Below are 21,916 nucleotides of genomic sequence, written 5' to 3'. Positions count from 1 at the left end.
GAGTGACGCGCTGAAGGTCGCCCACAGGGTGGGCTCCTACAGGTAACTTTAAGTGAGCGAGCGCGGCACGAAGCGCAGCGCCACGGAGTTCATGCAATAACGCAGCCCGGTCGGCTTGGGACCATCGTCGAATACATGACCCAGGTGACTGTCGCAGCCGGCGCAACTCACCGCGATGCGTTCCATGCCGAAGCTATGGTCGGTGGTTTCAATCACGTTGGCCTTGGCGATGGGTTGCCAGAAGCTGGGCCAGCCAGTGCCGGATTCGAACTTGGTCGACGCATCGAACAGCGCGGTATCGCAGCCAACGCAGCGGAACAGGCCCTTCGCATGCAGGCTGCCGTACTGGCCGCTGAAAGCGCGCTCGGTACCTTCGCGACGCATCACTTCGAACGCTTCCGCGGAGAGCCGCTGGCGCCACTGGGTGTCCGTCAGTACCAGCTTGCGCACGTGACAGGGGCCGAGGTGCCGGCCATCCGCATCGGCGAAGCATTCCAGCATCAGATCCTGCGAAGCCGCCGTGGCGGCAGGCGCGCTGGCCGCCATTACCGGACCGCGGCGCGGCCACAGCAGGCCGCCCAGGGCGACGGCCGCGCCGCTGAGCGCGGCCACGCGCAGAAAGTCCCTGCGTTGCGCGTCCTGGATGGTTTTGATCGATCGGGTAGTCATGGCGGTTCTCCGCAACAAAGGGCGTCAACTCAGCCGAAGGTGAAGGCGTAGGCGCGCACGCCCGGGTCAAGGAATTCGATCTCGAACAGACGCTCGCCGGTGCCGTTGGCCTGGCGCACCAATTGATACAGGCGCTGCGAGGTCACGCTGCCATTGCCGCCGGCATCGATGTCCATGCCGTGATCGGCACCGGGCGCTTTGCCGTCGATGCGCACGCGGAAACGCACCGGCGTGCCGTCGCTGCCCGGGCCCAACACCAAATGCAGGTCGCGGCCGCGGAAGCGGTAGACGATGCGGCCGCCGGCGTGATCCAACTGCGCGCTCTCATCGTGCACGTTCCACTGGCCGTCGAGCGTCCATTGGTTGGGCAGCAGCGCGGACGGTGCGTGATATGTCCAGCTGTCGTCATGGGCGATCTGGCCGCCGGCGAAATTCTGCGCACGGGCATAGCCAACATAGGTTTCCGACGAGCGGTTGTAGTCGCCCGAGCCGGCAGCTTCGGCGCCTTGCGCATTCGGGTTCACGTAACCGCCCGGCAGGCTGGTCTGGCCGGCTTCGGTGAGCAGCTGGCGGATCACATCCTCGCTTTGTTCATACTCGCCTTCGCCGAAATGGTGATGGCGGATCTGGCCCTTGGGATCGATGAAGTAGTGCGCAGGCCAGTACTCATTGTGGAAGCCCTTCCAGATCGCGTAGTCGTTATCCAGCGCAACCGGATAGGTCACGCCCAGATCCTTGACCGCCTTGGTCACGTTGCCCAGATCTTTCTCGAACGCGAACTCCGGCGCATGCACGCCGAGCACGACCAGACCGTGGTCCTTGTACTTGTCGGCCCAGGCGCGGACGTAGGGCAGGGCGCGGATGCAGTTGATGCAGGAGTAGGTCCAGAAATCCACCAGCACTACTTTGCCGCGCAGCGACATCGCGGTCAGTGGCGGGTTGTTGAGCCATGCGGTAGCGCCATTGAGTGACGGCAGTTCGCCTTCCACCGGCAGCGGGTCGCCTTGCTTCAGCATCGGCTGCGGCGCGGGGGCGGGCTTCACCGCATTGATCAGGCGCTGCTCGATGCCGCCCGTGCTGGCGAGTGACACGCGCGTGAGCAGACCGGTGTCGAGTCCCAGTGCGATAGCGGCGACCCCGCACAGCACCAGCACGCCCAGTGCGCGACGCACCCATTCGCCCGCACCCAGCGAGCGCTTCATCAGGGAGAAGACCTTGCCGCCCACCACCAGTGCCAGCGCCAGCGAGGTAGCTGCACCGGCGGCGTAGGTGATCAGTAGCAGCGTGGTCTGCACACTGGCGCCATTGAGTGCCGCGCCGGTAAGCAGCAAGCCGAGGATAGGGCCGGCACACGGTGCCCACAGCAGGCCGGTGGCGATGCCCAGGCCGGCGGCCGAAAACACCGAATCGCCTTCCGCGTCCGAACGCTGCGACAACTTATTGCCCAGCGCCACGAACGGACGGCTGACCCACTCCGCGACATGGCTGGACAGCAGCGTAAGTCCAAGCACCGCCAGGACCACCAGCGCGATCAGGCGCCCATATTGGTTCGCGCGTATCGCCCAGCCGCCACCCAGCGCCGCGAGCGTCGCCACCAGCGCAAACGTCAGCGCCATGCCCAGCAGCATCGGCAGGCCGTTGCGCATGAAAGGGCGGTCGGCGCGGGCGAACACAAACGGCAGCACGGGCAGGATGCAGGGGCTGAGGATGGTCAGTACGCCGCCGAGATAGGCGAGGATCAACACGATCATGGAAGGACGGTCCTTGGAGGTGTGACTGCTATTCGGCGCGGCGACGGCGAGAGTTACCTGCCCCGGGCCAGTACAGCGCAAATCGGAGTCGACGCGATAGCGCGTCGGATCGACCATCGGGTAACGGCGTAACCCTGGTACCCCCGCCAGCGAAACGCCTGACATACCTCCTCCTGCGAGGCGTCCATGTCGTCCAGCTTGACCGCGGGCAGCATGATGGTTCTAGATGGCGGCCTTTCCCTTGGCCTGCAGCCCCGAGCCGTCTTGTCCGTCGAACCCACCCTTCGTGCCAATGAAGAGGCCGATCTGCGCCGTGCGGCGTGGATGGCGGCTGCCCAGGCGGGCGATCGCCGGGCCTATGAGCGCGTGCTGGCTGACTCGCTGGGCCTGATTCGCGCGGTGGCGCGCCGGCAGGGCGTGGCGCCGGATGCGGTGGACGACGTAGTGCAGGAGACCCTGCTTACCGTGCATCGGGTGCGTCATACCTACGATCCTTCGCGTTCGTACGATGCGTGGCTGGCGGCCATCGCCGCGCGCCGTGCCATCGACGCATTGCGCAGTCACGGCCGGCGCGACCGCCGTGAATTGCACGACGAGTACGCGCTGGAGACGCATCCCGACCGCGACGATGCCACCCGCGAAACCGAGCGCGAGCAATCGGCACAGCGGTTGCGCGAAGCCATCGCCACCTTGCCCCCAGGACAGCGCGAGGCGGTGGAGCAGCTCGCGCTGAAGGAGCGCTCGCTGGCCGAAGCCGCGCAGCACACCGGCCGTAAGGCCGGCGCGCTCAAGGTCAATTTGCATCGCGCGCTGAAGGCGCTGCGCAACCGCATTCACGGAGAACCGTAGGCGCCATGTCCGATCCGCGTCGCCACGAAACTTTGATCGACACGCTCGGCGCCGAGCTGGTGCCGGTGCGTCGCCTGCCTGCGCCGTGGCTGCGCGCGCTCGGCTGGCTGTCGGTAGTCGCCGTTATTGCTGCAGCATTGCTGATGCACTACGGCGTCACTGGCATGCTGGGGCGCTGGGCCAGTGCACCGGATCTGGCCTGGGCCGGTATCGGTGCGGTGCTGACCACCGTCGCTGCCGCATGGGCCGCATTTAGCCTTGGTGTGCCGGGGCGGAGCGTACGCTGGGCCTGGCTGCCGCTGCCGGCAGCTTTGCTGTGGATAGGCGCGAGCGGTATCGGTTGTCTGCGCACCTGGATTCCTTCCGAGACCCATGTGGCGGACATCCACGAAGTCAGCGACTGCCTGGTGTTCATCATCAGCTTCTCGATTCCCTTGTCGGCATGCCTGGTATGGCTGCTGCGGCGGGCCTTTCCGCTGCGGCCGGTGTTGACGGCGGTGATGATCGGCCTCGCCAGCGCGGCGGCTTCAGCCAGTTTGCTGGAGATCTGCCACGCCTTCGACGCCGCGGCGACGGATCTGCTGACGCACGCGCTGGCGGTGGCTCTGGTGATCGCAGCAAACGCCGCCATGGGCGGCCGCTTGCTGCAGCCGCGCTAAGCAAGGCGAATAAGTTCCCGCTTGCTTTACGCCGACGTACGGATGGCGCGTCGCAGCATCCAGTGCGAAAGAGGCGGCTGAGGCGCCGCCGAATCCCATTCTGTCTTGTGGGCGTTGCAGCATGCGTGTCGCGCACGAGTGCGCGAGACGATATTGATGCTGAACGATGACAACGCAGGCGGCTTGCCTGTCTTGAGCACGGGTATACGCTTAAAACCTGTCGGTTATGTCGTTATAGCCGAAGGGTTTCGCGGGCCCACGGATGAACCGTTGCGCATCAGGCAAGCAGGGGCTTGATGTGGCGTGACCGGGACCGGTGTTGCGCCGGAACTGGTATCGCTGAGGCAACCCAGGATGGGATGCGTCGGCAGCTCCATGGAAGTGCGGCCATTGCCGCACGGTTACCTCACCGATGAAGGAGAACGTACCCATGAAAGTTTCACGTTACGCCGTACTCGCCCTCTCCATCGCGCTCGCTACCGGTTTCGCGGCAAGTCAGGCGATGGCGCAGGACGCCGGCGCCACTGCGGCCCAGGCGACGAAAGACGCCAGCAAGGACGCGATGAAGTCCGCGCAGAGCGCTGGGAAAGATGCGATGAAGTCCACCACGGACAGCATGAAGTCGGACAGCATGAAGTCCGATAGCATGAAGTCGGATACGTCAATGAAGTCCGACACCTCGATGAAATCCGACGAGATGAAGTCGGATACGTCGATGAAGTCGGATGCGGGCACCAAGCCAGCGCATAAGGCTAGCCACCACGGCAAGAAGCACGGAAAGAAAGCCGCGCCGGCAGCAGCGTCGAGCAGCGGTACCTGATCGTCGCGATCTGATCTGAAGCGGCCCTTCCCGGTGACGGGGAGGGCCGTTTTATTTTGCTGTGGTGTAATGCCGTGGATGAGTTGCGGAGTTACACCATGACGTCCCCCTTTGTTGCACGTCTCGGCATAACGCATCCCCTGATCCAGGCGCCAATGTCCGGCTCCACCACACCCGCTCTGGTTGCTGCGGTATCGAATGCTGGTGGCCTCGGGTCCATGGGGGCGGGTTATCTAGAACCACAGGCCATCCTCGAACAGGCCGCGCAAGTGCGCGCGTTGAGTGATCGGCCCTTCGCGATCAATTTGTTTGTGTTGCCGGAAACGTTTGATGTCGATGAAGTGGCTATCGCGTCGGCACGCAAACATCTCGACGATTTGATGGAGCGCGAAGGCCTGGCCGTGCGCACCGTGCGGCCCGCGCGCTGGGCGCCATCGTTCGCCGATCAGTTCGCCGCCTTGTGCGAGGCGCGGCCTGCCGTGGCCAGTTTCGCCTTCGACCTGCTGACGCCGGCGCAGGTGCGTCAACTCAAGCAGCTCGACATCACCCTGATCGGTACTGCCACCACGGTGGACGAGGCGCACGCTTGGGCAGAATTGGGGGCGGATGCGGTGAGCCTGCAGAGCGCGGAGGCAGGCGGCCATCGCGGCAGTTTCCTGCACGAGCCGGAGCAGGCCCTGATCGGGCTGTTCGCCCTCCTGCCGTTGGCGGTACGCGCGCTGGACATCCCGGTGATCGCTGCCGGCGGCATCATGAACGGGCGCGGCATACTCGCGGCGGAAGTGCTGGGCGCGGCGGCCAGTCAGCTGGGCACCGCCTTTCTGGCCTGCCCGGAATGCGGTGCCGCGGAGGCCTGGAAGCGCGATCTGCCCAAGGCGGCGGAGCATCAGGTAGGCACCATCCGCAGCTTCTCCGGCCGCGCCGCGCGGGGGCTGCGCAATACCTACGTGGAGGCCATGCGGCCTTACGAAGCCAGTCTGCCGGCCTATCCAGTGACCAATGCGCTGACCTCGCCGCTGCGCCGGGCCGCCGCCGCGGCCGGTCGTGGCGACCTGCTTTCGGAGTGGTGCGGGCAGGGCGTCGGCATGGTGCGTGCCATGCCGGCCGGCGAGCTGGTGAAGGTGCTGATGGACGAGTACGCGCAAGCCCGTAAGGCCCTGGCTTGACGTGGGTTTCAGGTGGGAGCGTTATACTGCGCTCGCGCCATCCCGCGCATCGATATCGCATCGAGGCACACGCACTTGAGTCAGACCCTACAACGTAGCAAAACGGCTAACGCCGAATCCCTCCGCCAGCACGTGCTCAACGCGCTGGACGAACTGAAAGCCAAGGATGTCCGCGAGATCGACGTCCGCGGCAAAACCTCCATCGCCGATCTGCTGGTTATCTGCTCCGGCACCTCCGCGCGCCACGTCAAATCCATTGCCGACGAAGTGGTCAAGTTCGCCAAGAAGGCGGGCGTGATGCCGCTCGGCGTGGAAGGCGAGCAGGAAGCCGAATGGGTACTGGTGGATCTGGGCGACGTGATCGTCCACGTGATGCTCCCGCGCATCCGCGAGTTCTACGGCCTGGAGCGGCTGTGGACCGTGGGCGACCGCGAAGCCGAAAACGAAGCCGTCAACGCGGGCTGATCGCCCGCTGACGTGCGATGACTGTGGCGCGACGTCGTTCGACGCGCGCGTTGTTTCTTTTTCGCTCTCTTTTTTCCGATCCGAATGCGCGCACGCCTGATCGCCGTTGGTGAACGCATGCCCGCCTGGGTGGCGGAAGGCTTCGCCGAATACCGCAAGCGGCTGTCGCACGAGCTGCCGCTGGAACTCATCGAACTCAAGCCCGGTGCACGCGGCAAAGGGCGCGATGACGCGCGTGCGATCCAGGATGAGGGTGCGGCGATCCTCGCCGCCTTGCCGCGCGGCATCCACGTGGTTGCGCTGGACGGACGCGGTAAGACCTGGTCCAGCGAAGAGCTCGCCGGGCAATTGGCGAAGTGGCGCATGTCGGGGCGCGATCTGGCGTTTCTGATCGGTGGGCCGGACGGTCATGCGCCTGAGGTCATTGCGCGCGCCGACCAGCGCTGGTCGCTGGGGCCGCTGACCTTGCCGCACATGCTGGTGCGCCTAGTGCTTGCGGAACAGTTGTACCGGGCCACCACTTTATTGGCAGGACATCCTTACCACCGCGCCTAGTGGGTGGTCCCCCATGCGCTTGCTATGCTCGGCGGTACATCTCCACGCCGCCGGGTTCCCCATGTCCATCACCGTTCGCCAGGCCACGATCCACGATCTCGATACCGTCGCACCGCTGTTCGATGCGTATCGCCAGTTCTATCAGCAGCCGTCGGACCTGGCATTGGCGCGTCGCTTTCTCGCCGAACGTTTCCAGCATCGCGAGTCGGTGATTCTGTTGGCGCTCGATGGACAGGGGCGGGGCGTGGGCTTCACCCAGCTGTATCCCTTGTATTCCTCCGTGCGCGCCACGCGGAAGTATCTGCTCAATGATCTGTTCGTGACGCCCGCGGCACGCAAGCATGGTGCCGCGCGCGCGCTGCTTGAAGCTGCGGCGGCACATGGGCGAGCGATGGGTGTTTCGGGGCTCTCGCTTTCCACCGCGCATGACAATCAACCGGCGCAGCGCCTCTACGAGTCGATGGGCTGGGTGCACGATGAAGCATTCCGCGAATACAACCTGACGCTCTGATCCGCCATTCTCTTTAGGGCTTTCTCTTCAAGGCATTCTCTTCAAGGCATTCTCTTCAAGGACACCTCCATGCTTTACCTCGCTTCGCAGTCGCCGCGTCGGCGGCAGTTGCTGGAACAGATCGGCGTCGCTTTCACACCGCTCGATGTGGATGTGCCAGAGCAGCGTGCCGCAGGCGAATCGCCGGTCGAATACGTCAGTCGCGTGGCGCGCGATAAAGCACGCGCCGGAGTGGCGGGCGTGGGCAACGGCGCGGTGGTGCTGAGTGCGGATACCGAAGTGGTGCTCGACGACGAAGTATTCGGCAAGCCCGCCGATGCCGCGGATGCCACCGCCATGCTGCGCAAGTTGTCCGGCCGCACGCACGAAACGATCTCGGTGGTGTGGGCGGTGCAGGGTGAGCGCGCGCAAAGCGAAACCTGCGTGTCGCGCGTACGCTTCGCGTCGCTCAGCGATGAGGATATTGCGGCCTATGTCGCCAGCGGCGAACCGTTCGGCCGAGCTGGTGCGTATGCGATCCAGGGGCGCGGCGCGACCTTGATCGAGCATCTGGAAGGTAGTTTCACCGGTGTCATGGGGTTGCCCGTCTTCGAAACGGCACGGCTGCTGCGCCGCTTCGGTATCACTCCGGGTTGAACTACGCAGTAGGGCCTCTATCGCAGTAATGCAGAGCGCGGCCCTTTCGGGCCGTTTCACTCGGGCCATCCATGGCCCTTGCCCTTCGGGCGGCTTCGCCGTGCAAGCCGGCAGTCCTGCCGGTTTGTCGCGCACAGGGTGCGCTCCTACGAGGTAGCGCCCGGCGAAGTCACTACGAACCATGACACCACGGCCAGCGCATTGTTGACGCTGTGCGCGATGACCGCCGGCCAGATCGATCCCGATTGAAGGCGCAGCCAGGCCAGCACCAGTCCGAGCAGTAGCAGATTGGGCAGGGCGTACCAGAGAAAACCAAGATCGGGCAAATGCACGCAGGCGAATAGCAGCGCGGTCGCGAACGATGCGGCGCCCATGGGGACATAGCGCATCGCCGCCGATAGTAGTACGCCACGAAACAGCAACTCCTCCACCAGCGGTCCCGCGGTGACCACCAGCAGTGCGAGCGGGAAACGAAGCAGCGGCGAAGCCTGCGCGCCGAGCTGCTTGATGTCCTGGCTCACCTCGTGTCCTTGCGCAAGCCATTGGGTCAGTAGCCCGCCGGCAAAAGGCAGAATCAGGCCGAGCAGAAGTGCGAGGGCGTAGAACGACGCTTGCCGTGGCGCGACGAAGCCAAAGCCGGGCGGTGTCGTCAACGTCCACAGCGATGGCCACAGGCGTCGGGCGAGCAGCACCGTCGCCCCGGCGGCAATCAGCAAGGTCAGTATCACCATCAGTGCGTTGACGTCGGGGCGCACGAGCAGGTCGTGCATCTGCGCCATCACGTCGCCGCCGTGCGTGCCTTGGCGAAAGCCGACCACCAGCCCAATGACGAGGCCGGTCACCACACTCATCGCGAGCTGCAGCAGGAAGTACAGCGCGATCAGTCCCAGTGCCGCCCACAACGTCGGCAGGCGCGGCGGCCTGGAGGACGTGAAAACGGGGTCAAGGCGCGGAGCATCCATCGGGCGGGTCCTGTGTGCAGGGCAGGCGAAGGCATCCGTCTCCCGACCATCGACACGCTAAGGGCGTGATCGCGCACGCGCAATCCTGTCCTTCGGCATGGTCGCTGCGAAGTGAGCCTGTATAGTGGCGCAATCGTTTAAGGAGGAAGTTGGCGCCCAGGCGCCTACCCATGTTCGCTTTCGACTGGCTGGCCGATCCCACTGCCTGGGCAGGTCTTCTCACCCTGGTGGTGCTGGAGATCGTGCTCGGCATCGACAACCTCGTCTTCATCGCCATCCTCGCCGACAAATTGCCGGCGCATCAGCGCGACCGGGCCCGCATCATGGGCCTGACCATGGCGCTGGTGATGCGCCTGCTGCTGCTTGGCGCGATGTCGTGGCTGGTGAAACTCACCACGCCGATCCTTACCTGGCAGAGCTTCTCGCTATCGTGGCGCGACATCATCCTGTTGCTCGGCGGCGTGTTCCTGCTGTTCAAGGCGACGCTGGAACTGCACGAACGACTGGAGGCAGACGACGACAACGAATCCGCCAACCGCGCGCAGGCGCGTTTCTGGCTGGTGGTGACGCAGATCGTGGTGCTCGATGCAGTGTTCTCGCTCGACTCCGTGATCACCGCGGTCGGTATGGTCGATCAACTCTCAGTGATGATGATCGCCGTGGTGATCGCGATGGTGCTGATGATCAGTGCCAGCAAACCGCTCACCGCTTTCGTCAACGCGCGGCCGACCGTGGTGATCCTGTGCCTGTCGTTCCTGTTGATGATCGGTTTCAGCCTGGTTGCCGAAGGCCTGGGCTTCCATATTCCGAAGGGCTATCTGTACGCGGCGATTGGCTTCTCGATCATGATCGAGGTGTTCAACCAGACCATGCGCCGCAATCGCCAGCGCGCGCTGTTCAGCAGTCCGCGCAATCTGCGCGATCGCACCGCGCGTGCCGTACTTCGTCTGCTGGGCACGGGCGGCGAAGAGGAAGAGGATGCGCCCAAGACCACATCGGCCGTGGCGGAAACCGGCATGGCCGTGTTCGGCAAGGACGAGCTGGCGATGGTGCAGGGCGTGCTGGATCTGGCACACCGGCCCGTGCGCTCGATCATGACACCGCGCCCGGAGATCAGCTGGATCGATCCGCGCGAGAGTGCGGAGATTCTGCGCGCCGAAGTGACATCGTCCACCCATCACTGGCTGCCGGTGGCTGGCGATGATCTGGATCAGCTGATCGGTGTGGCGTCCTCGCGCGATCTGCTGGCGAGCCTGTTGGAGCATGGCCGCGTCGACGTCGACAACGTGGTGCGCAAGCCGATGACCGTGCTGGAGTCGCTCAGCGTGCTGCGTCTCATCGACGAATTCCGTCGCTCGCCCCTGCAGGTGGCCCTGGTGGTGGATGAATACGGCAGCGTGCTTGGCCTGGTGACACCCACCGATGTGCTCGAAGTGATCGCTGGCGAATTTCCCGATGACGAAAGCGGCGACCCTGCCGCCGTGCAGGAAACCGATGGTGCGTGGTTGCTCGACGCAAGTCTGGACCTGCGCCGGGTCGAGCATCTGCTGGATCGCCAGCTCACTAGCGACGGCAGTTTTTCCACGCTGGCCGGCTATGTGCTGGAGCAGCTGGGTCGCCTGCCAAGCGCCGGCGATCGCTTCACCAGCGAAGGACTGCATTTCGAAGTGATGGCGATGGACGGCGCGCGCATCGAGCGCATCGAGCGCCTGAAGGTCATACCGGCGGACTGAGCCGCTGGCCCTATCGGATCGGGATCATCATGCACGTCGATTTCGGCAAGACCGCCAGCGATTACGCCAAGCACCGCGTAGGTTTCCCGGATTCGTTCTTCCAGCGCCTGTTCGATGAAAAGCTGGCGCACGTGGGCGATATCGCACTGGACCTCGGCACGGGTACCGGCACGGTGGCACGTGGACTGGCCTTGCGTGGCTGCGCCGTCACCGGCCTGGATCCTTCGGCGGCTTTGCTGGCACAGGCCGTCGAGCTGGATCGCGCCGATGGCGTGCAGGTGCGGCAAGTGCAGTCGCGAGTAGAAGAGGCGGACCTGCCCGAAGCCAGCTTTGATCTGATCACCGCCGGGCAATGCTGGCACTGGTTTGACCGGCCGCGCACTGCCGCGCTGGTGCGGCGCTGGCTGCGTCCCGGCGGACGCCTGGTGATTGCGCATTTTGATTGGCTGCCGATCGCCGGCAACATGGTCGACGACACCGAACGGCTGATCCGCACACACAATCCGGCGTGGAATCTGGGTGGCGGCAGCGGCTTGTATCCCGCGTGGTTCAAGGAAGTGCGCGAGAACGGCTTCTCCGATGTGCGCACTTTCTCTTACGACGTGGCCGTGCCGTACAGCCACGCGGATTGGCGCGGGCGCATCCGCGCCAGCGCGGGTGTCGGTGCTTCAATGGATTCGGTGGGCGTCGCGCGTTTCGACGCCGAGCTGGCGGAACTGCTGGCAAACCGGCACCCGGTCGAACCGATGGCCGTGCCGCATTGCGTGTGGGTCCTGAGCGCCGTCGCGCCCGGCTGAGCAATCAGCCGGCGAAGATCGCGCGCGCCAACCCGATCACACCGATCGCCAGCGTCGCCAGCCAGCCGATCGAGCCAAGCATGAAACCGCCTTCGCGCTTGGCGGGATCTTTGAGATAGGCCAGCGCGTACCACACGCGGCCCACCACCCAGACCAGGCCAGCCAGCCCCGCCCACAGCGGCGAGCCATATTGGACCGCCAGCCACAGTGAGGGCAGGAACACCAACACCGCTTCCAGCGTATTCATCTGCACGCGGAAGGCGCGCTCGAAATCAGGATGGCCGCTGGTGGCCGGCGCCTTGACGCCATAGCGCATCCGGGCCCGTCCCACGGCAAACATGGTGCCGAGCTGAAGCAGGACGGCGAGCAGGGCGACCACGGCAGGCAGATGCTGGGACATGAAGAAGGTATCTCGCTGAAAAGTGGCCTACTGTAATGGTTGGCTCACGCTTGGCGGGGGCTCTGGCAGGCGCTATCGTCGCGACGCGGCGCCGGTGGCGGTGCCAATCGGCAGGGTGAGGCTCGCATGGACTGGCAGAAAGGCGAACGCAGTCAGAACGTCGAGGTCGACAGTGGCGGCGGTGGTGGCGGTCCGCGTTTCGGTGGCGGCCGCGGCATGGGCATCGGCGGCATTGTGATCCTCGCGATCCTGGGCCTGGTGTTCTTCAAGGATCCGACCGCGCTGCTCAGCCAGGTCGATACGGGCGGCGGCCAGGTCGCCGCGCCCAGTGGGCAACCGGCGCAGGTCGATCCGCAGCAGAAGGATTTCGTCAGCGCGGTGCTCGGTTCCACCGAGAAGACCTGGGCCGACATCTTTGCCGCCAACGGCAAGCAATACGTGGACCCCAAGCTGGACCTGTTCAGCGGCGGCGTGAATACCGCCTGTGGCGCGGCCTCCACCGCGGTGGGGCCGTTCTATTGTCCCGGTGACCAGAAGGTCTACCTGGATCTGCAGTTCTTCCAGGAATTGCAGAACCGGTTCAACGCCGCGGGTGATTTCGCGCGTGCCTACGTGATCGCTCACGAAGTGGGCCACCATGTGCAGAACCTGCTCGGCGTGTTCGATCAGGTGGAGCGGGCGCGTCGTCAAGGCGCGCGCATGGAAGGCGCGGATGGCCTGTCGGTGCGGCAGGAGTTGCAGGCCGACTGCTTCGCCGGTGTATGGGCCAATCACAGTCAGCAGCGCCTGCAATGGCTGCAGGCGGGCGACATTGAGTCCGCCCTTAACGCTGCCAGCAAGATCGGCGACGACGCTCTGCAGGAGCAGGCGCGCGGCCGGGTGGTGCCCGATTCGTTCACGCATGGCACCTCGGCCCAGCGTGTGAAGTGGTTCCGTACCGGTTTCGACAGCGGCAATGTGGGAAGCTGCAATACCTTCAGCGGCACGCCTTAAACGTTTGCTACCGGTCTAGCCCGAAGGCCCGCTGTAAAGCGGGCCTTCGCCGTTCTAGAATCCGCTCGCTGCGCGCCTTGGGGTGCGCTCAGTCCACTTCTATGGTCCATCCTTGTCTGCGCTGCGGTGCCTGCTGCGCTCATTTTCGTGTGGCCTTCCACTGGTCGGAGGCCGAGGCATTCATGGGCGGCGTGGTGCCGCCAGAACTTGCGGAGAAGCTGGATCCGCATCGCCTGGTGATGCGCGGCACCCAGGCTTCTCAGCCGCGCTGCGTTGCGCTGCAGGGCACCGTGGGCGAGGCGGCGAGCTGCGGGATTTATGAGCAGCGGCCGTCGGTATGCCGGGAGGTGGTGCCCTCCTGGGAGTTCGGCGCGCCCAGTCCGCAATGTGACAAGGCGCGTCTAGCGCATGGTTTGCAGTTGCTGACGCCTGAGGACTGGCTCGATCCGCCGGGTTCGGGCACGCCGCTGTTACCGCAGAGTGCTTAGATCTCACGGGTGATTGCGAATCTTCAACGTGTATTGGCGTCGTTCTGGAACGCCAGCACGAACTGCTTCAACTCACCTTCGTTGACGTCGGAAACCGCCACATAACGCATGCCTGCGGCGGCCCAGCCGATGACCGTATAGCCATGCCGCTGTACCTGCATCGGTGCGGCTTCCGCGCTCTCCGCCGGCCACTGGTACAGATTGATCACATGCAGCCGTCGCTTGTAGATCAGCGCGGCGACGCTGTGCCCATCGATGGCATCCAGCCGTCCACCGGCCAGCGGAAAGCCTTCGCCGGCCAGGTCTTTGACCTTCGGTGCGAAGTCGAGTTTGCCTTCGAACCAGGGTTTCACCGTGTGCTGGTCGGTGGAGACCACATCCATCAAATGTTCCGGCTGCAGGGAGCGCAGGTGGCCGGCGATGGCTTCGCCGACGACCAGTTCCTGGCTGGAGTCATGAGGGCGCAGGGTGGCGATCCAGGCGGGGCTGGTGATCAGCAGGGCTCCTGCGAAGCCGGCCGCCATGGCCAGGGGCCAGCGTGCGCGACGCGTGCGCGAAGCGGGTTGGGCGCTGGCGGCAGTCCAGCGTTGGCGTAGTGCATCCGGCGCTCGCTGATAGAGCTCCGGTTGCGCCAGCGCCTTGTGCAGGCGGGCGTGGTCGCCGTAGTTGGCGGCACAGGCGCCACAGTCCTGCAGGTGCCGCGCCATGGCCGCGCTCTGCGGCGCGTCCAGTTCGTCGTCCAGATAGGCGTGCAGAAGCAGCCTGGCGTCATCGCACGTCATGGCGGCGCGCCTCCCCGGCGTGATGAGTTGGGTGATGGGTAAGGTCGGCCTTCAGTCTCTCGCGGGCGCGTGCGAGCCGCGACATGACGGTGCCGATCTTCTGCCCGGTGATCGAAGCGATCTGCTTGTACGAGCATTCCTCCAGCTCGCGCAGCACGATGACTTCGCGCAGCGGATGCGGCAGGCGTTCCAGCGCGAGCCGCAGGGAGCCGACATCCACCGCGAGCAGCGCGAGCGCTTCGGGCGAGGGGCGTTCGTCGGCCAGTTGGTGGGCGTCGTCGTCCACATCGTCGCGCAGATGGTCCGGTGGCAGCTTGCTGCGCAGCGTGTAGTAGGTGTTGCGCACGATCGCGAGCAGCCATACCCGCGTATCGCCGCCGCGAAAACTGTCGAAATAACGCAGTGCGCGAAGCAGTGATTCCTGCACCACGTCCTGCGCGTCCGTGTCGTCACGTGCCAGCCAGCGTGCCAGGTTGTAGGCCGCATCCAGCCACGGCAGTACCTGCGTTTCGAAACGCGCGTCGAAGCTAGGTGTCGGGCTGGGCGATCCGGTGGGCATAAGAGGGAATACCTCCGTTGCCGCGACTTTATTCCCGACGCACGAAAGGCGGAATAGGCCGCCCATTCGCCGGGTATTGCAAGGTGAGGCCCCGGCGTGTGCCGGGCGTCCATGACTGCGATAGCCATCCGGGCTATTCGCCCTGCGCGGAGCGAATCCACATGCAAGATAACCATGACAACCAAGACGGCGGCCGGCGCCAGTTCCTCAAGTGCATGGCCTGGGCCGGGGCGGGCACGCTATGGCTGATGAAAGGCGGGGTGCTGCACGCGCAGCCGCTGGATGGCGGCGCTGCTGCGGCGAAGGATGCCAGCTTCAGCTTTGTGCAGATCAGCGATTCGCATATCGGCTTCCACAAGGCGCCGAATATGGATGTGGTGGGCACCTTGCGCGCCTCGCTGGCGAAGATCAGCGCGCAGCAGACGCGCCCTGACTTCCTGCTGCATACCGGCGATCTCACCCATCTCTCCCGACCAGAGGAGTTCGACACCTTGTCCGAAGTGATGCGCGAGGCGCGCGCCAGCCACGCGTTCTATGTACCGGGCGAGCACGATGTGATCGGCGACAACGGCGCCGAATTCTTCCGACGCTTCGGCGAGCGCCAGCAATCCGGCGGTTGGTACAGCTTCGATCATCATGGCGTGCATTTCGTCGGCCTGATCAATGTGCTCAACCTGAAAGCCGGTGGGCTGGGCTCGCTTGGCGCGGATCAGCTGGCCTGGTTGAAGAAGGATCTGGCGCCGTTATCCGCCGAGACGCCGCTGGTGGTGTTCGCGCATATGCCGCTGTGGCCGTTGTATCCGGAGTGGGGCTGGGGAACCGACGACAGTGCAGAGGCGATAAGTTATTTGCGCCGCTTCGGTTCGGTCAGCGTGCTCAACGGGCACATCCACCAGATCCAGCAGAAGGTGGAGGGCACGATCACGTTCTACACGGCGCGCTCTACCGCGTATCCGCAACCGGCGCCTGGCGCGGCGCCCGCGCCGGGGCCGATGAAGGACGTGGCGCCCAATGCGCTGCATGCCTATCTGGGCATCCGCGACGTGCGGCATGTGCAGGGCAAGCAGGTGTTGGCGGTGACTGACGAGGTGCTGTCATGAAGCGCGCTGCTTGGGTGTTGGGACTGTGCTGTCTTGCGATCCAGCCCGCCTTCGCGGCTCACGCGGCGGCCAAGGACACCCGCGTGGACATCACCAATTTCGCGTTCTCGCCGAAGACGCTCACCGTGCCGGCGGGAACGAAGGTGGTGTGGACCAACCACGACGAGGAGCCTCATGTCGTTACCAGTGCGGGCGCGATGTTCGCACCCTCGCGGGCCCTGGATACTGGTGACACCTATGCCGTGACGTTTTCCAAGCCGGGTACCTATGCGTACTACTGCACGATCCATCCGATGATGGTCGGCACTATCGTCGTGCAATGAATCAGCGGCCGTCGAAGCGATAGATGTCCATGGCCAGGAAGCCGAGATCGATGCCCGCATCGATGCGTTGTGCGGTCGGCTGATCGCCGGCCGCACCCAGCGCCACGAACAGCGGTAGCAGGTGTTCATCGGTGGGATGCGCCCGCTGGGCGAAGGGCGCCTGCCGGCGATAGTCGAGCAGCGCCTGAGTGTCGCCTTGATTGAGCTTTTGCTCGATCCATCCGATGAAGGGGCGTACGTAAGGCGCTTCGCGTTCCTCGCTATAGCCTTCGCGGAAATCGTGCAGGTTGTGGGTGATGCTGCCCGAGCCGATCACCAGCACGCCTTGCTCGCGCAGCGGTGCGAGCGCGCGGCCGACGGTGTATTGATGCGCAGGGCCGAGTTCCGGCTGGATGGACAGCGGTACGACCGGGATGTCGGCCTCCGGATAGAGCAGGCGCAGTGGTACCCACGCGCCATGATCGAGCCCGTGACGTGGATCGAGCATGGTGGGCAGGCCGGCCTTGTCCAGCAGTTCGACGATGTGCGCGGCAAGCGCCGGCGCGCCGGGCGCTGGATAGTGGATGTCGAACAATTCGCGCGGAAAACCGTAGAAATCGTGGATGGTTTCCGGGTGCGCCGCGCCACCCACCGATGGCTGGCGAGCCAGCCAGTGCGCGGAAGCGATGACGATGGCCTTGGGGCGCGCGATAGTCTGCGCCAGCTCGGCCAGGCGCACGCCGACCTGGCCCGGATGCAGGGCGGTCATCGGCGAGCCGTGGGAGATATACAGGCTGGGCAGGGCAGACATGGCGGTTACCTCGAAGGGACCGCCATAGAGTAAGGGCGCTGCGTTGGCTTATAAGCCGTGTGTACTGGAACGAAGCGTTGCCCGATCAGAACGATGGGCAACGCTGTGTCAGGGGCCCTCTGATCTATTCCGCGTAGGCGGCATGATCTCCCGAAGGCGCGCTGCGGCTACCGCGTGGCGAAGCACCTGACTGGCCGTCAGGTCAAGCCGCGCGGTAGCCGCAGCGCGCCTTCGGGAGATCACCCCGTCATTTTAAAACAAGAAGTTGGGGCCGTTGTTGTTTGCGCGCAGCTCGCCGCCGCGCTGTCTCGACAGACGTCCAGTCTACCTTCGCCAGCGCAACGGCCATCTGCGCGCAAACAACAACGGTGACGCCTACGTGGAATAGATCAGAGGGCCCCTGGGTTCAGCGCTTCTTGAACGGCTTGCCGCCGCCATGGCCATGCGGACGCGGCTTGCCCTTGAAGCCACCGCCGCCCGGACGGAAGCCGCCCGGCTTGCGCGGAGGCGCTTCGCTGGCGCCGGTGTCGTTGCCGTCCCATTCTTTGATGCGCAGCTGCTGCTGGCTCACCCACACCTTCTTCAGGTGTTCGAACACTTCCGCCGGCATGCCATCGGGCAGGTCGATCAGGCTGTATTCGCCGCGGATGCTGAGGCGGCCGATAAAGCCGCTTTCCAGGCCGGCTTCATTGGCGATGGCGCCGATGATGTTGCCCGGCTTCACGCCATGTTCGTGGCCGACTTCGACGCGATAGGTGCGCTTGCCTTCCTCGGTGTGGTGCGGACGCACGGGACGCGTGCCGAACTCGCGCGGCGCGCCGTCGCGGTCGCGTGGCTTGTGTTCGCGTGTGCCGCGGTCATGGCTTTCGCGATGGTCGCGTTCCGCAGGGCGTCGATCATCGCGTTCGCGCGGTGCGAACTCGCGCTTCGGCGGCGGCGCGAGCAGCAATGGCTGGTCGCCCTGCGCGATACGCGCCAGCGCGGCGGCGATTTCGATGGCCGGAATATTGTGTTCCTGCTCGTACTGCTCGATCAGCTGCTGGAACAGCTCCAGCTCGCCCACCGCCAGCGTGTCGCTAATGCGCTGCTTGAACTTGTTGATGCGCTGATCGTTCACCGCTTCTACGGTGGGCAGCTTCATCTCTTCGATGGGCTGGCGCGTGGCGCGTTCGATCGCGCGCAGCATGCCCTTCTCGCGCGGCGTGACGAACAGGATCGCCTCGCCGCTGCGGCCCGCGCGGCCGGTACGGCCGATGCGATGCACGTAACTTTCCGTGTCGTAGGGAATGTCGTAGTTCATCACGTGGCTGATGCGGTCCACGTCGAGACCACGGGCAGCCACGTCGGTGGCAACCAGGATGTCGAGCTTGCCGTCCTTCAGCTGCTGGATCACACGCTCGCGCTGCGGCTGCGCGATGTCGCCGTTGATGGCGGCAGCGGCCAGGCCGCGCGCCTGCAATTTCTCGGCGAGCTCTTCGGTGGCCTGCTTGGTGCGCGCGAAGATGATCATCGCGTCGAACGGCTCGGCTTCCAGGATGCGGGTCATCGCATCCAGCTTGTGCAGGCCGCTGACGAACCAGTAGCGCTGACGGATGTTGGCGGCGGTCGTGGTGGACGACTTGATCGTGACCTCGACCGGATCTTTCAGGTGATGCTGCGCGATCTTGCGGATCGGCGTGGGCATGGTGGCCGAGAACAGCGCCACCTGGCGCGACGGCGGCGTGGCCTGCAGTACCTTTTCCACGTCGTCGATGAAGCCCATGCGCAACATTTCGTCGGCTTCATCGAGCACGAGGAATTTCAGCTCGGACAGGTCCAGCGTGCCGCGATCCAGATGATCGATCACGCGGCCGGGCGTGCCGACCACGATCTGCACGCCGCGCTTGAGCGAGTGCAGCTGCGGGCCGTAGCTCTGACCGCCGTAGATCGGCAGTACCTGCAGGCCAGGCATATGCGCGGCGTAGCGCTGGAACGCTTCGGCCACCTGGATGGCCAATTCGCGCGTCGGTGCGAGCACCAGCGCCTGCGGCTTGCCGGGCTTCAGTTCGATGCGCGAGAGGATCGGCAGCGCAAAGGCAGCGGTCTTGCCGGTGCCGGTCTGCGCCTGGCCGAGTACGTCGCGGCCTTGCAGCAGCGGTGGAATGGTGGCGGCCTGAATCGGCGACGGTGACTCGTAGCCAACGTCGGTGAGGGCGCGCAGCACATCGGGGTGAAGCGCAAGCGCAGAAAAACCAGCGGCTGCCGGTGTGGAATCCGTAGACGGGGAGGACATGGGAACCTCGACATGGCATGCACGACGGCATGCAGGAGAATGGTCGCTATTGTAGCAGCCTGACCAGCCTTGGCCGCGCTTCGGCCTGGTCGAACTTTCAATTATTTCAAGGAATTCGTATGCAAAAGCGTCTGGAAGGCCGGGTTGCCCTGGTCACGGGAGCGTCATCGGGCATCGGTGAGGCCACGGCGCTGGCGCTGGCCGAGGCTGGCGCTCGCGTGGCCATCGCGGCCAGGCGGCGCGACCGGCTGGATACCCTGGCCGCCCGGCTGGCGCCGCTGGGTGCCGAACCGCTGGTCCTGGTCGCCGACCTGGTCTCCGAAACCGAAGCCCAGCGCGTGGTGAAGGAAACCGAGGCGCATTACGGCCGGCTGGACATCCTGATCAACAACGCCGGCGTGATGTACCTGGAGCCGGTGGCCGAGGCCGACCTGGGCCGTTGGCGGCACATGCTGGAGCTCAACGTGCTCAGCCTGATCGCCGCCAGCCAGGCCGCGCTGGCCGGCATGCGTGCGCGCCGCGATGGTCATATCGTCAACGTGTCCTCCGTGGCGGGGCGCGTGGCGAACCCGAACGCGGCAGCGTATGCGGCGACCAAGTTCGGCGTCGTAGGCTTTTCCGAATCGCTGCGCCGCGAGGTCTACAAAGACAACATCCGCGTCAGTGTGATCGAACCGGGCATGGTGGCCACCGAGCTGCGCGAGCACATCGGCCACGCCGGTGCGCGGCAAGCGGTGGAGGCGCGCGTGGCGGAGATGCGCCAGCTGCAGCCGGAAGATATCGCCGACACCATCCTGTTCTGCGTCACGCGGCCATCGTATGTGTGCATCAACGAGGTGTTGCTGCGTCCTACAGATCAGGAGCGCTGAGTTGCGGAAGGCCATTGTGTGGCGATTATCATCGTCGTCCGGATGTGCAGGCGAAGGATGACCATGAGTGCAATCGAAACGATCTCCGAGCAGGCATGCTTCGGCGGCGTACAAGGTTTCTATCGGCATGCATCGGAGGCCTGCGGTGGCCCGATGCGGTTCGCGGTATACCAGCCGCCACAGGCGGCGAACGGTCCGCGACCGGTGCTGTATTTCCTGGCGGGCCTGACCTGCACCGAGGAAACCGCAACGATCAAGGCTGGCGCACAGCGTCTGGCCGCCGAATTGGGTTTGATGCTGGTCATGCCCGATACCAGCCCGCGCGGCACCGGCATCGAAGGTGCGACCGGCGACTGGGAGTTCGGCGAGGGCGCGGGCTTCTATGTCGATGCCACGCAGGCGCCATGGTCGGCTCGCTTTCGCATGCACCGCTATGTCGTGGACGAGTTGCCGGCCCTGTTGGCGGCGAACTTCCCGATCGACCCGACGCGCAGTGGCATCTGCGGTCATTCGATGGGTGGGCACGGCGCGCTGACCATCGCGTTGAAGCATCCGCAGCGTTATCGCTCGGTCTCCGCTTTCGCGCCCATCGTGGCGCCGAGTCAGGTGCCGTGGGGGCAGAAGGCGTTGCCGCGTTACCTCGGCGATCGGCCGGAGGCATGGGCCGCGTACGACGCCTGCGAACTGGTGCGGCAGCAGACGTTCCCGGGCACCATCCTGATCGATCAGGGCGAAGCCGACCGGTTCCTTACCGAGCAGCTGCGGCCCGAACTGTTCGACCAGGCGTGTGCCGAAGCGGGGCAGTCCCTGCAACTGCGTCGTCATGCGGGCTATGACCATAGCTATTACTTCATCGCCAGTTTCATGGACGATCATTTGCGGCATCACGCGCGGGCGCTGGGATGATCGAGCCGCGTCTGGAAACAGCGCGCACCGTCTGCCGCGTGATGGTGGAAGCGGATGCGCCTGCGCTGCTGCGCTATCGCATAGAGAATCGGGAGCATTTCGCGCCCTGGGAGCCGTTGCGCGAGGAGCGTTTCTTCACCCTTGCGCATTGCGTGCAGACCATCGCCGAGATGCGCGAGTCGATGCGGCTGGACCGCAGTTATCCCTTTCTCGTGTTCGACGCCGAAGAGCGAGAAGTGCTGGCGACGTTCAATCTGTCCAATGTGGTGCGCGGCGCTTTTCAGGCCTGCCATCTGGGCTATGGCGTGGCGGCGCGATGGCAGGGGCAGGGGATCATGCGGGAGGCGTTGGTCGCCGGCTTGGCGTGGGCGTTTGATGGGCTCGGATTGCATCGGGTGATGGCGAATTACATGCCGCGCAATGAGCGTAGTGGGCGGTTGTTGGAAGGGCTTGGGTTTGAGCGGGAGGGGTATGCGAGGCGGTATCTGCAGATTGCAGGGGTGTGGGAGGATCATGTGTTGACGGCGTTGGTCAGCGCATCGGAGTAATGCCTCTGCTCCCTTTCCCTCTGGGAGAGTGTCCGGCGCTTGCGATATTCCTTCCTACTTCGTCATTCCGGCGTAGGCCGGAATCCAGAGTGGTGCGCTCCGGTTGTCGCGTTATCGCGACCGGGCTCGCCTGCCGCGGGCTTCCGACTCGCTGCCGCGAGCCGGGTCACTTTCTCTTTGCTGGCCTGTATGGACCGGAGACATAGGTAACAGATGTGCCAGGACATGGGTTACACCCGCCCGATCCCCATCGATCTGGCGAGGTGTCGTCATTCATGCCCTGGAAGGAAGTCACCGTGATGTGCCAGCGCCA

25 protein-coding genes are annotated in these 21,916 nt (G+C 64.9%); 17 read left to right on the top strand and 8 right to left on the bottom strand.

Annotated features, from left to right (window positions below):
- Window positions 1-48 precede the first annotated feature (48 nt).
- Both msrB and ISS97_RS12160 read right to left on the bottom strand, forming a co-directional pair.
- Window positions 49-669 carry a peptide-methionine (R)-S-oxide reductase MsrB gene (msrB, locus tag ISS97_RS12165; protein WP_379983773.1) on the bottom strand — a complete coding sequence of 207 codons (621 nt, stop codon included), beginning with the start codon at window positions 667-669 and terminating at the stop codon, window positions 49-51.
- A gap of 29 nt (window positions 670-698) precedes the next feature.
- Window positions 699-2,420, bottom strand: a complete 1,722-nt coding sequence (locus ISS97_RS12160; protein ID WP_379984049.1) for a cytochrome c biogenesis protein DipZ — start codon at window positions 2,418-2,420, stop codon at window positions 699-701.
- A gap of 324 nt (window positions 2,421-2,744) precedes the next feature.
- Between ISS97_RS12160 and ISS97_RS12155 the strand changes: the two genes are divergently transcribed.
- The 8 genes from ISS97_RS12155 (at window position 2,745) to ISS97_RS12120 (ending at window position 8,081) form a co-directional block, all read left to right on the top strand.
- A complete protein-coding gene (locus ISS97_RS12155) occupies window positions 2,745-3,269 on the top strand; it encodes an RNA polymerase sigma factor (RefSeq protein ID WP_379984048.1) in 525 nt (174 codons plus the stop codon).
- Window positions 3,270-3,274: 5 nt separating this feature from the next.
- Complete coding sequence (locus tag ISS97_RS12150; RefSeq protein WP_379983771.1) at window positions 3,275-3,928, top strand: NrsF family protein; 654 nt, start codon at window positions 3,275-3,277, stop codon at window positions 3,926-3,928.
- A gap of 430 nt (window positions 3,929-4,358) precedes the next feature.
- On the top strand, window positions 4,359-4,748 hold the full coding sequence (locus tag ISS97_RS12145) for a hypothetical protein (protein ID WP_379983769.1): 390 nt from the start codon (window positions 4,359-4,361) through the stop codon (window positions 4,746-4,748).
- Between the two features lie 98 nt (window positions 4,749-4,846).
- The gene (locus ISS97_RS12140) at window positions 4,847-5,914 is read left to right on the top strand and encodes an NAD(P)H-dependent flavin oxidoreductase (protein WP_379983768.1); all 1,068 of its coding nucleotides are present in this window, start codon (window positions 4,847-4,849) and stop codon (window positions 5,912-5,914) included.
- Window positions 5,915-5,989: 75 nt separating this feature from the next.
- Window positions 5,990-6,379, top strand: a complete 390-nt coding sequence (rsfS, locus tag ISS97_RS12135; RefSeq protein WP_379983767.1) for a ribosome silencing factor — start codon at window positions 5,990-5,992, stop codon at window positions 6,377-6,379.
- An 84-nt stretch (window positions 6,380-6,463) separates the two neighbouring features.
- Window positions 6,464-6,934: a 23S rRNA (pseudouridine(1915)-N(3))-methyltransferase RlmH gene (gene rlmH / locus ISS97_RS12130; RefSeq protein ID WP_379983766.1), complete on the top strand. Its 471-nt coding sequence runs from the start codon at window positions 6,464-6,466 to the stop codon at window positions 6,932-6,934.
- Window positions 6,935-6,995: 61 nt separating this feature from the next.
- The gene (locus ISS97_RS12125) at window positions 6,996-7,445 is read left to right on the top strand and encodes a GNAT family N-acetyltransferase (RefSeq protein WP_379983765.1); all 450 of its coding nucleotides are present in this window, start codon (window positions 6,996-6,998) and stop codon (window positions 7,443-7,445) included.
- Window positions 7,446-7,514: 69 nt separating this feature from the next.
- Window positions 7,515-8,081: a Maf family protein gene (locus ISS97_RS12120; RefSeq protein WP_379983764.1), complete on the top strand. Its 567-nt coding sequence runs from the start codon at window positions 7,515-7,517 to the stop codon at window positions 8,079-8,081.
- A 146-nt stretch (window positions 8,082-8,227) separates the two neighbouring features.
- Here the strand turns inward: ISS97_RS12120 and ISS97_RS12115 are convergent, their stop codons facing one another.
- Window positions 8,228-9,043, bottom strand: coding sequence for a CPBP family intramembrane glutamic endopeptidase (locus tag ISS97_RS12115; RefSeq protein WP_379983763.1), 816 nt, complete (start codon window positions 9,041-9,043; stop codon window positions 8,228-8,230).
- A gap of 170 nt (window positions 9,044-9,213) precedes the next feature.
- Between ISS97_RS12115 and ISS97_RS12110 the strand changes: the two genes are divergently transcribed.
- The gene (locus tag ISS97_RS12110) at window positions 9,214-10,776 is read left to right on the top strand and encodes a TerC family protein (RefSeq protein WP_379983762.1); all 1,563 of its coding nucleotides are present in this window, start codon (window positions 9,214-9,216) and stop codon (window positions 10,774-10,776) included.
- 29 nt (window positions 10,777-10,805) lie between these two features.
- Window positions 10,806-11,573, top strand: coding sequence for a class I SAM-dependent methyltransferase (locus ISS97_RS12105; protein ID WP_379983761.1), 768 nt, complete (start codon window positions 10,806-10,808; stop codon window positions 11,571-11,573).
- A 4-nt stretch (window positions 11,574-11,577) separates the two neighbouring features.
- On the opposite strand, the gene ISS97_RS12100 is transcribed toward ISS97_RS12105, so the two are convergent.
- Window positions 11,578-11,973: an MAPEG family protein gene (locus ISS97_RS12100; RefSeq protein WP_379983760.1), complete on the bottom strand. Its 396-nt coding sequence runs from the start codon at window positions 11,971-11,973 to the stop codon at window positions 11,578-11,580.
- Between the two features lie 126 nt (window positions 11,974-12,099).
- Between ISS97_RS12100 and ypfJ the strand changes: the two genes are divergently transcribed.
- Window positions 12,100-12,966, top strand: coding sequence for a KPN_02809 family neutral zinc metallopeptidase (gene ypfJ, locus ISS97_RS12095; protein WP_379983759.1), 867 nt, complete (start codon window positions 12,100-12,102; stop codon window positions 12,964-12,966).
- A 101-nt stretch (window positions 12,967-13,067) separates the two neighbouring features.
- A complete protein-coding gene (locus ISS97_RS12090) occupies window positions 13,068-13,454 on the top strand; it encodes a YkgJ family cysteine cluster protein (protein WP_379983758.1) in 387 nt (128 codons plus the stop codon).
- A 23-nt stretch (window positions 13,455-13,477) separates the two neighbouring features.
- On the opposite strand, the gene ISS97_RS12085 is transcribed toward ISS97_RS12090, so the two are convergent.
- Both ISS97_RS12085 and ISS97_RS12080 read right to left on the bottom strand, forming a co-directional pair.
- Window positions 13,478-14,236 (bottom strand): anti-sigma factor family protein, encoded by a 759-nt coding sequence (locus ISS97_RS12085; RefSeq protein ID WP_379983757.1) that lies wholly within the window; start codon window positions 14,234-14,236, stop codon window positions 13,478-13,480.
- Window positions 14,223-14,795: a sigma-70 family RNA polymerase sigma factor gene (locus tag ISS97_RS12080; protein ID WP_379983756.1), complete on the bottom strand. Its 573-nt coding sequence runs from the start codon at window positions 14,793-14,795 to the stop codon at window positions 14,223-14,225. The genes ISS97_RS12085 and ISS97_RS12080 overlap by 14 nt, the downstream gene beginning before the upstream one ends.
- A gap of 161 nt (window positions 14,796-14,956) precedes the next feature.
- On the opposite strand from ISS97_RS12080, the gene ISS97_RS12075 reads away from it, so the two are divergent.
- Together ISS97_RS12075 and ISS97_RS12070 are read left to right on the top strand one after the other, a co-directional pair.
- Complete coding sequence (locus tag ISS97_RS12075) at window positions 14,957-15,895, top strand: metallophosphoesterase family protein (protein ID WP_379983755.1); 939 nt, start codon at window positions 14,957-14,959, stop codon at window positions 15,893-15,895.
- Window positions 15,892-16,218, top strand: coding sequence for a cupredoxin domain-containing protein (locus ISS97_RS12070; protein WP_379983754.1), 327 nt, complete (start codon window positions 15,892-15,894; stop codon window positions 16,216-16,218). The genes ISS97_RS12075 and ISS97_RS12070 overlap by 4 nt, the downstream gene beginning before the upstream one ends.
- A gap of 1 nt (window position 16,219) precedes the next feature.
- Here ISS97_RS12070 and ISS97_RS12065 read toward each other — a convergent pair whose 3' ends face one another.
- The gene (locus tag ISS97_RS12065; RefSeq protein WP_379983753.1) at window positions 16,220-17,008 is read right to left on the bottom strand and encodes a dioxygenase family protein; all 789 of its coding nucleotides are present in this window, start codon (window positions 17,006-17,008) and stop codon (window positions 16,220-16,222) included.
- A 406-nt stretch (window positions 17,009-17,414) separates the two neighbouring features.
- Window positions 17,415-19,280 carry a DEAD/DEAH box helicase gene (locus tag ISS97_RS12060; protein WP_379983752.1) on the bottom strand — a complete coding sequence of 622 codons (1,866 nt, stop codon included), beginning with the start codon at window positions 19,278-19,280 and terminating at the stop codon, window positions 17,415-17,417.
- A 119-nt stretch (window positions 19,281-19,399) separates the two neighbouring features.
- Here ISS97_RS12060 and ISS97_RS12055 point away from each other — a divergent pair, with 119 nt between their 5' ends.
- The 3 genes from ISS97_RS12055 to rimJ all read left to right on the top strand — a co-directional run bounded on the left by ISS97_RS12055 (window position 19,400) and on the right by rimJ (window position 21,603).
- Entirely contained in the window at window positions 19,400-20,149 is a 750-nt protein-coding gene (locus ISS97_RS12055) for an SDR family NAD(P)-dependent oxidoreductase (protein ID WP_379983751.1), read from the top strand.
- Window positions 20,150-20,212: 63 nt separating this feature from the next.
- On the top strand, window positions 20,213-21,055 hold the full coding sequence (gene fghA, locus ISS97_RS12050; protein ID WP_379983750.1) for an S-formylglutathione hydrolase: 843 nt from the start codon (window positions 20,213-20,215) through the stop codon (window positions 21,053-21,055).
- Window positions 21,052-21,603 (top strand): ribosomal protein S5-alanine N-acetyltransferase, encoded by a 552-nt coding sequence (rimJ, locus tag ISS97_RS12045; protein ID WP_379983749.1) that lies wholly within the window; start codon window positions 21,052-21,054, stop codon window positions 21,601-21,603. The genes fghA and rimJ overlap by 4 nt, the downstream gene beginning before the upstream one ends.
- The last annotated feature ends 313 nt before the right edge of the window (window positions 21,604-21,916 follow it).

Origin of the sequence: Dyella koreensis (assembly GCF_044904565.1) — a bacterium.
Lineage (GTDB): Bacteria > Pseudomonadota > Gammaproteobacteria > Xanthomonadales > Rhodanobacteraceae > Dyella_D > Dyella_D koreensis.
The sequence above is the reverse complement of the archived record's forward strand: the minus strand, read 5'-3'. Positions and strand labels throughout refer to the sequence as shown.

Excerpts from the sequence above, each read along its gene's own strand:
- ypfJ (WP_379983759.1), top strand. The coding sequence starts at position 12,100 with ATGGACTGGCAGAAAGGCGAACGCAGTCAGAACGTCGAGGTCGACAGT.
- ISS97_RS12160 (WP_379984049.1), bottom strand. The coding sequence starts at position 2,420 with ATGATCGTGTTGATCCTCGCCTATCTCGGCGGCGTACTGACCATCCTC.
- ISS97_RS12060 (WP_379983752.1), bottom strand. The coding sequence starts at position 19,280 with ATGTCCTCCCCGTCTACGGATTCCACACCGGCAGCCGCTGGTTTTTCT.
- ISS97_RS12085 (WP_379983757.1), bottom strand. The coding sequence starts at position 14,236 with ATGACGTGCGATGACGCCAGGCTGCTTCTGCACGCCTATCTGGACGAC.
- ISS97_RS12100 (WP_379983760.1), bottom strand. The coding sequence starts at position 11,973 with ATGTCCCAGCATCTGCCTGCCGTGGTCGCCCTGCTCGCCGTCCTGCTT.
- ISS97_RS12055 (WP_379983751.1), top strand. The coding sequence starts at position 19,400 with ATGCAAAAGCGTCTGGAAGGCCGGGTTGCCCTGGTCACGGGAGCGTCA.
- ISS97_RS12080 (WP_379983756.1), bottom strand. The coding sequence starts at position 14,795 with ATGCCCACCGGATCGCCCAGCCCGACACCTAGCTTCGACGCGCGTTTC.
- ISS97_RS12090 (WP_379983758.1), top strand. The coding sequence starts at position 13,068 with ATGGTCCATCCTTGTCTGCGCTGCGGTGCCTGCTGCGCTCATTTTCGT.
- ISS97_RS12075 (WP_379983755.1), top strand. The coding sequence starts at position 14,957 with ATGCAAGATAACCATGACAACCAAGACGGCGGCCGGCGCCAGTTCCTC.
- ISS97_RS12140 (WP_379983768.1), top strand. The coding sequence starts at position 4,847 with ATGACGTCCCCCTTTGTTGCACGTCTCGGCATAACGCATCCCCTGATC.
- ISS97_RS12115 (WP_379983763.1), bottom strand. The coding sequence starts at position 9,043 with ATGGATGCTCCGCGCCTTGACCCCGTTTTCACGTCCTCCAGGCCGCCG.
- ISS97_RS12110 (WP_379983762.1), top strand. The coding sequence starts at position 9,214 with ATGTTCGCTTTCGACTGGCTGGCCGATCCCACTGCCTGGGCAGGTCTT.
- rimJ (WP_379983749.1), top strand. The coding sequence starts at position 21,052 with ATGATCGAGCCGCGTCTGGAAACAGCGCGCACCGTCTGCCGCGTGATG.
- ISS97_RS12120 (WP_379983764.1), top strand. The coding sequence starts at position 7,515 with ATGCTTTACCTCGCTTCGCAGTCGCCGCGTCGGCGGCAGTTGCTGGAA.
- fghA (WP_379983750.1), top strand. The coding sequence starts at position 20,213 with ATGAGTGCAATCGAAACGATCTCCGAGCAGGCATGCTTCGGCGGCGTA.
- ISS97_RS12125 (WP_379983765.1), top strand. The coding sequence starts at position 6,996 with ATGTCCATCACCGTTCGCCAGGCCACGATCCACGATCTCGATACCGTC.
- ISS97_RS12155 (WP_379984048.1), top strand. The coding sequence starts at position 2,745 with ATGGCGGCTGCCCAGGCGGGCGATCGCCGGGCCTATGAGCGCGTGCTG.
- msrB (WP_379983773.1), bottom strand. The coding sequence starts at position 669 with ATGACTACCCGATCGATCAAAACCATCCAGGACGCGCAACGCAGGGAC.
- ISS97_RS12150 (WP_379983771.1), top strand. The coding sequence starts at position 3,275 with ATGTCCGATCCGCGTCGCCACGAAACTTTGATCGACACGCTCGGCGCC.
- rlmH (WP_379983766.1), top strand. The coding sequence starts at position 6,464 with ATGCGCGCACGCCTGATCGCCGTTGGTGAACGCATGCCCGCCTGGGTG.
- ISS97_RS12145 (WP_379983769.1), top strand. The coding sequence starts at position 4,359 with ATGAAAGTTTCACGTTACGCCGTACTCGCCCTCTCCATCGCGCTCGCT.
- ISS97_RS12065 (WP_379983753.1), bottom strand. The coding sequence starts at position 17,008 with ATGTCTGCCCTGCCCAGCCTGTATATCTCCCACGGCTCGCCGATGACC.
- ISS97_RS12105 (WP_379983761.1), top strand. The coding sequence starts at position 10,806 with ATGCACGTCGATTTCGGCAAGACCGCCAGCGATTACGCCAAGCACCGC.
- ISS97_RS12070 (WP_379983754.1), top strand. The coding sequence starts at position 15,892 with ATGAAGCGCGCTGCTTGGGTGTTGGGACTGTGCTGTCTTGCGATCCAG.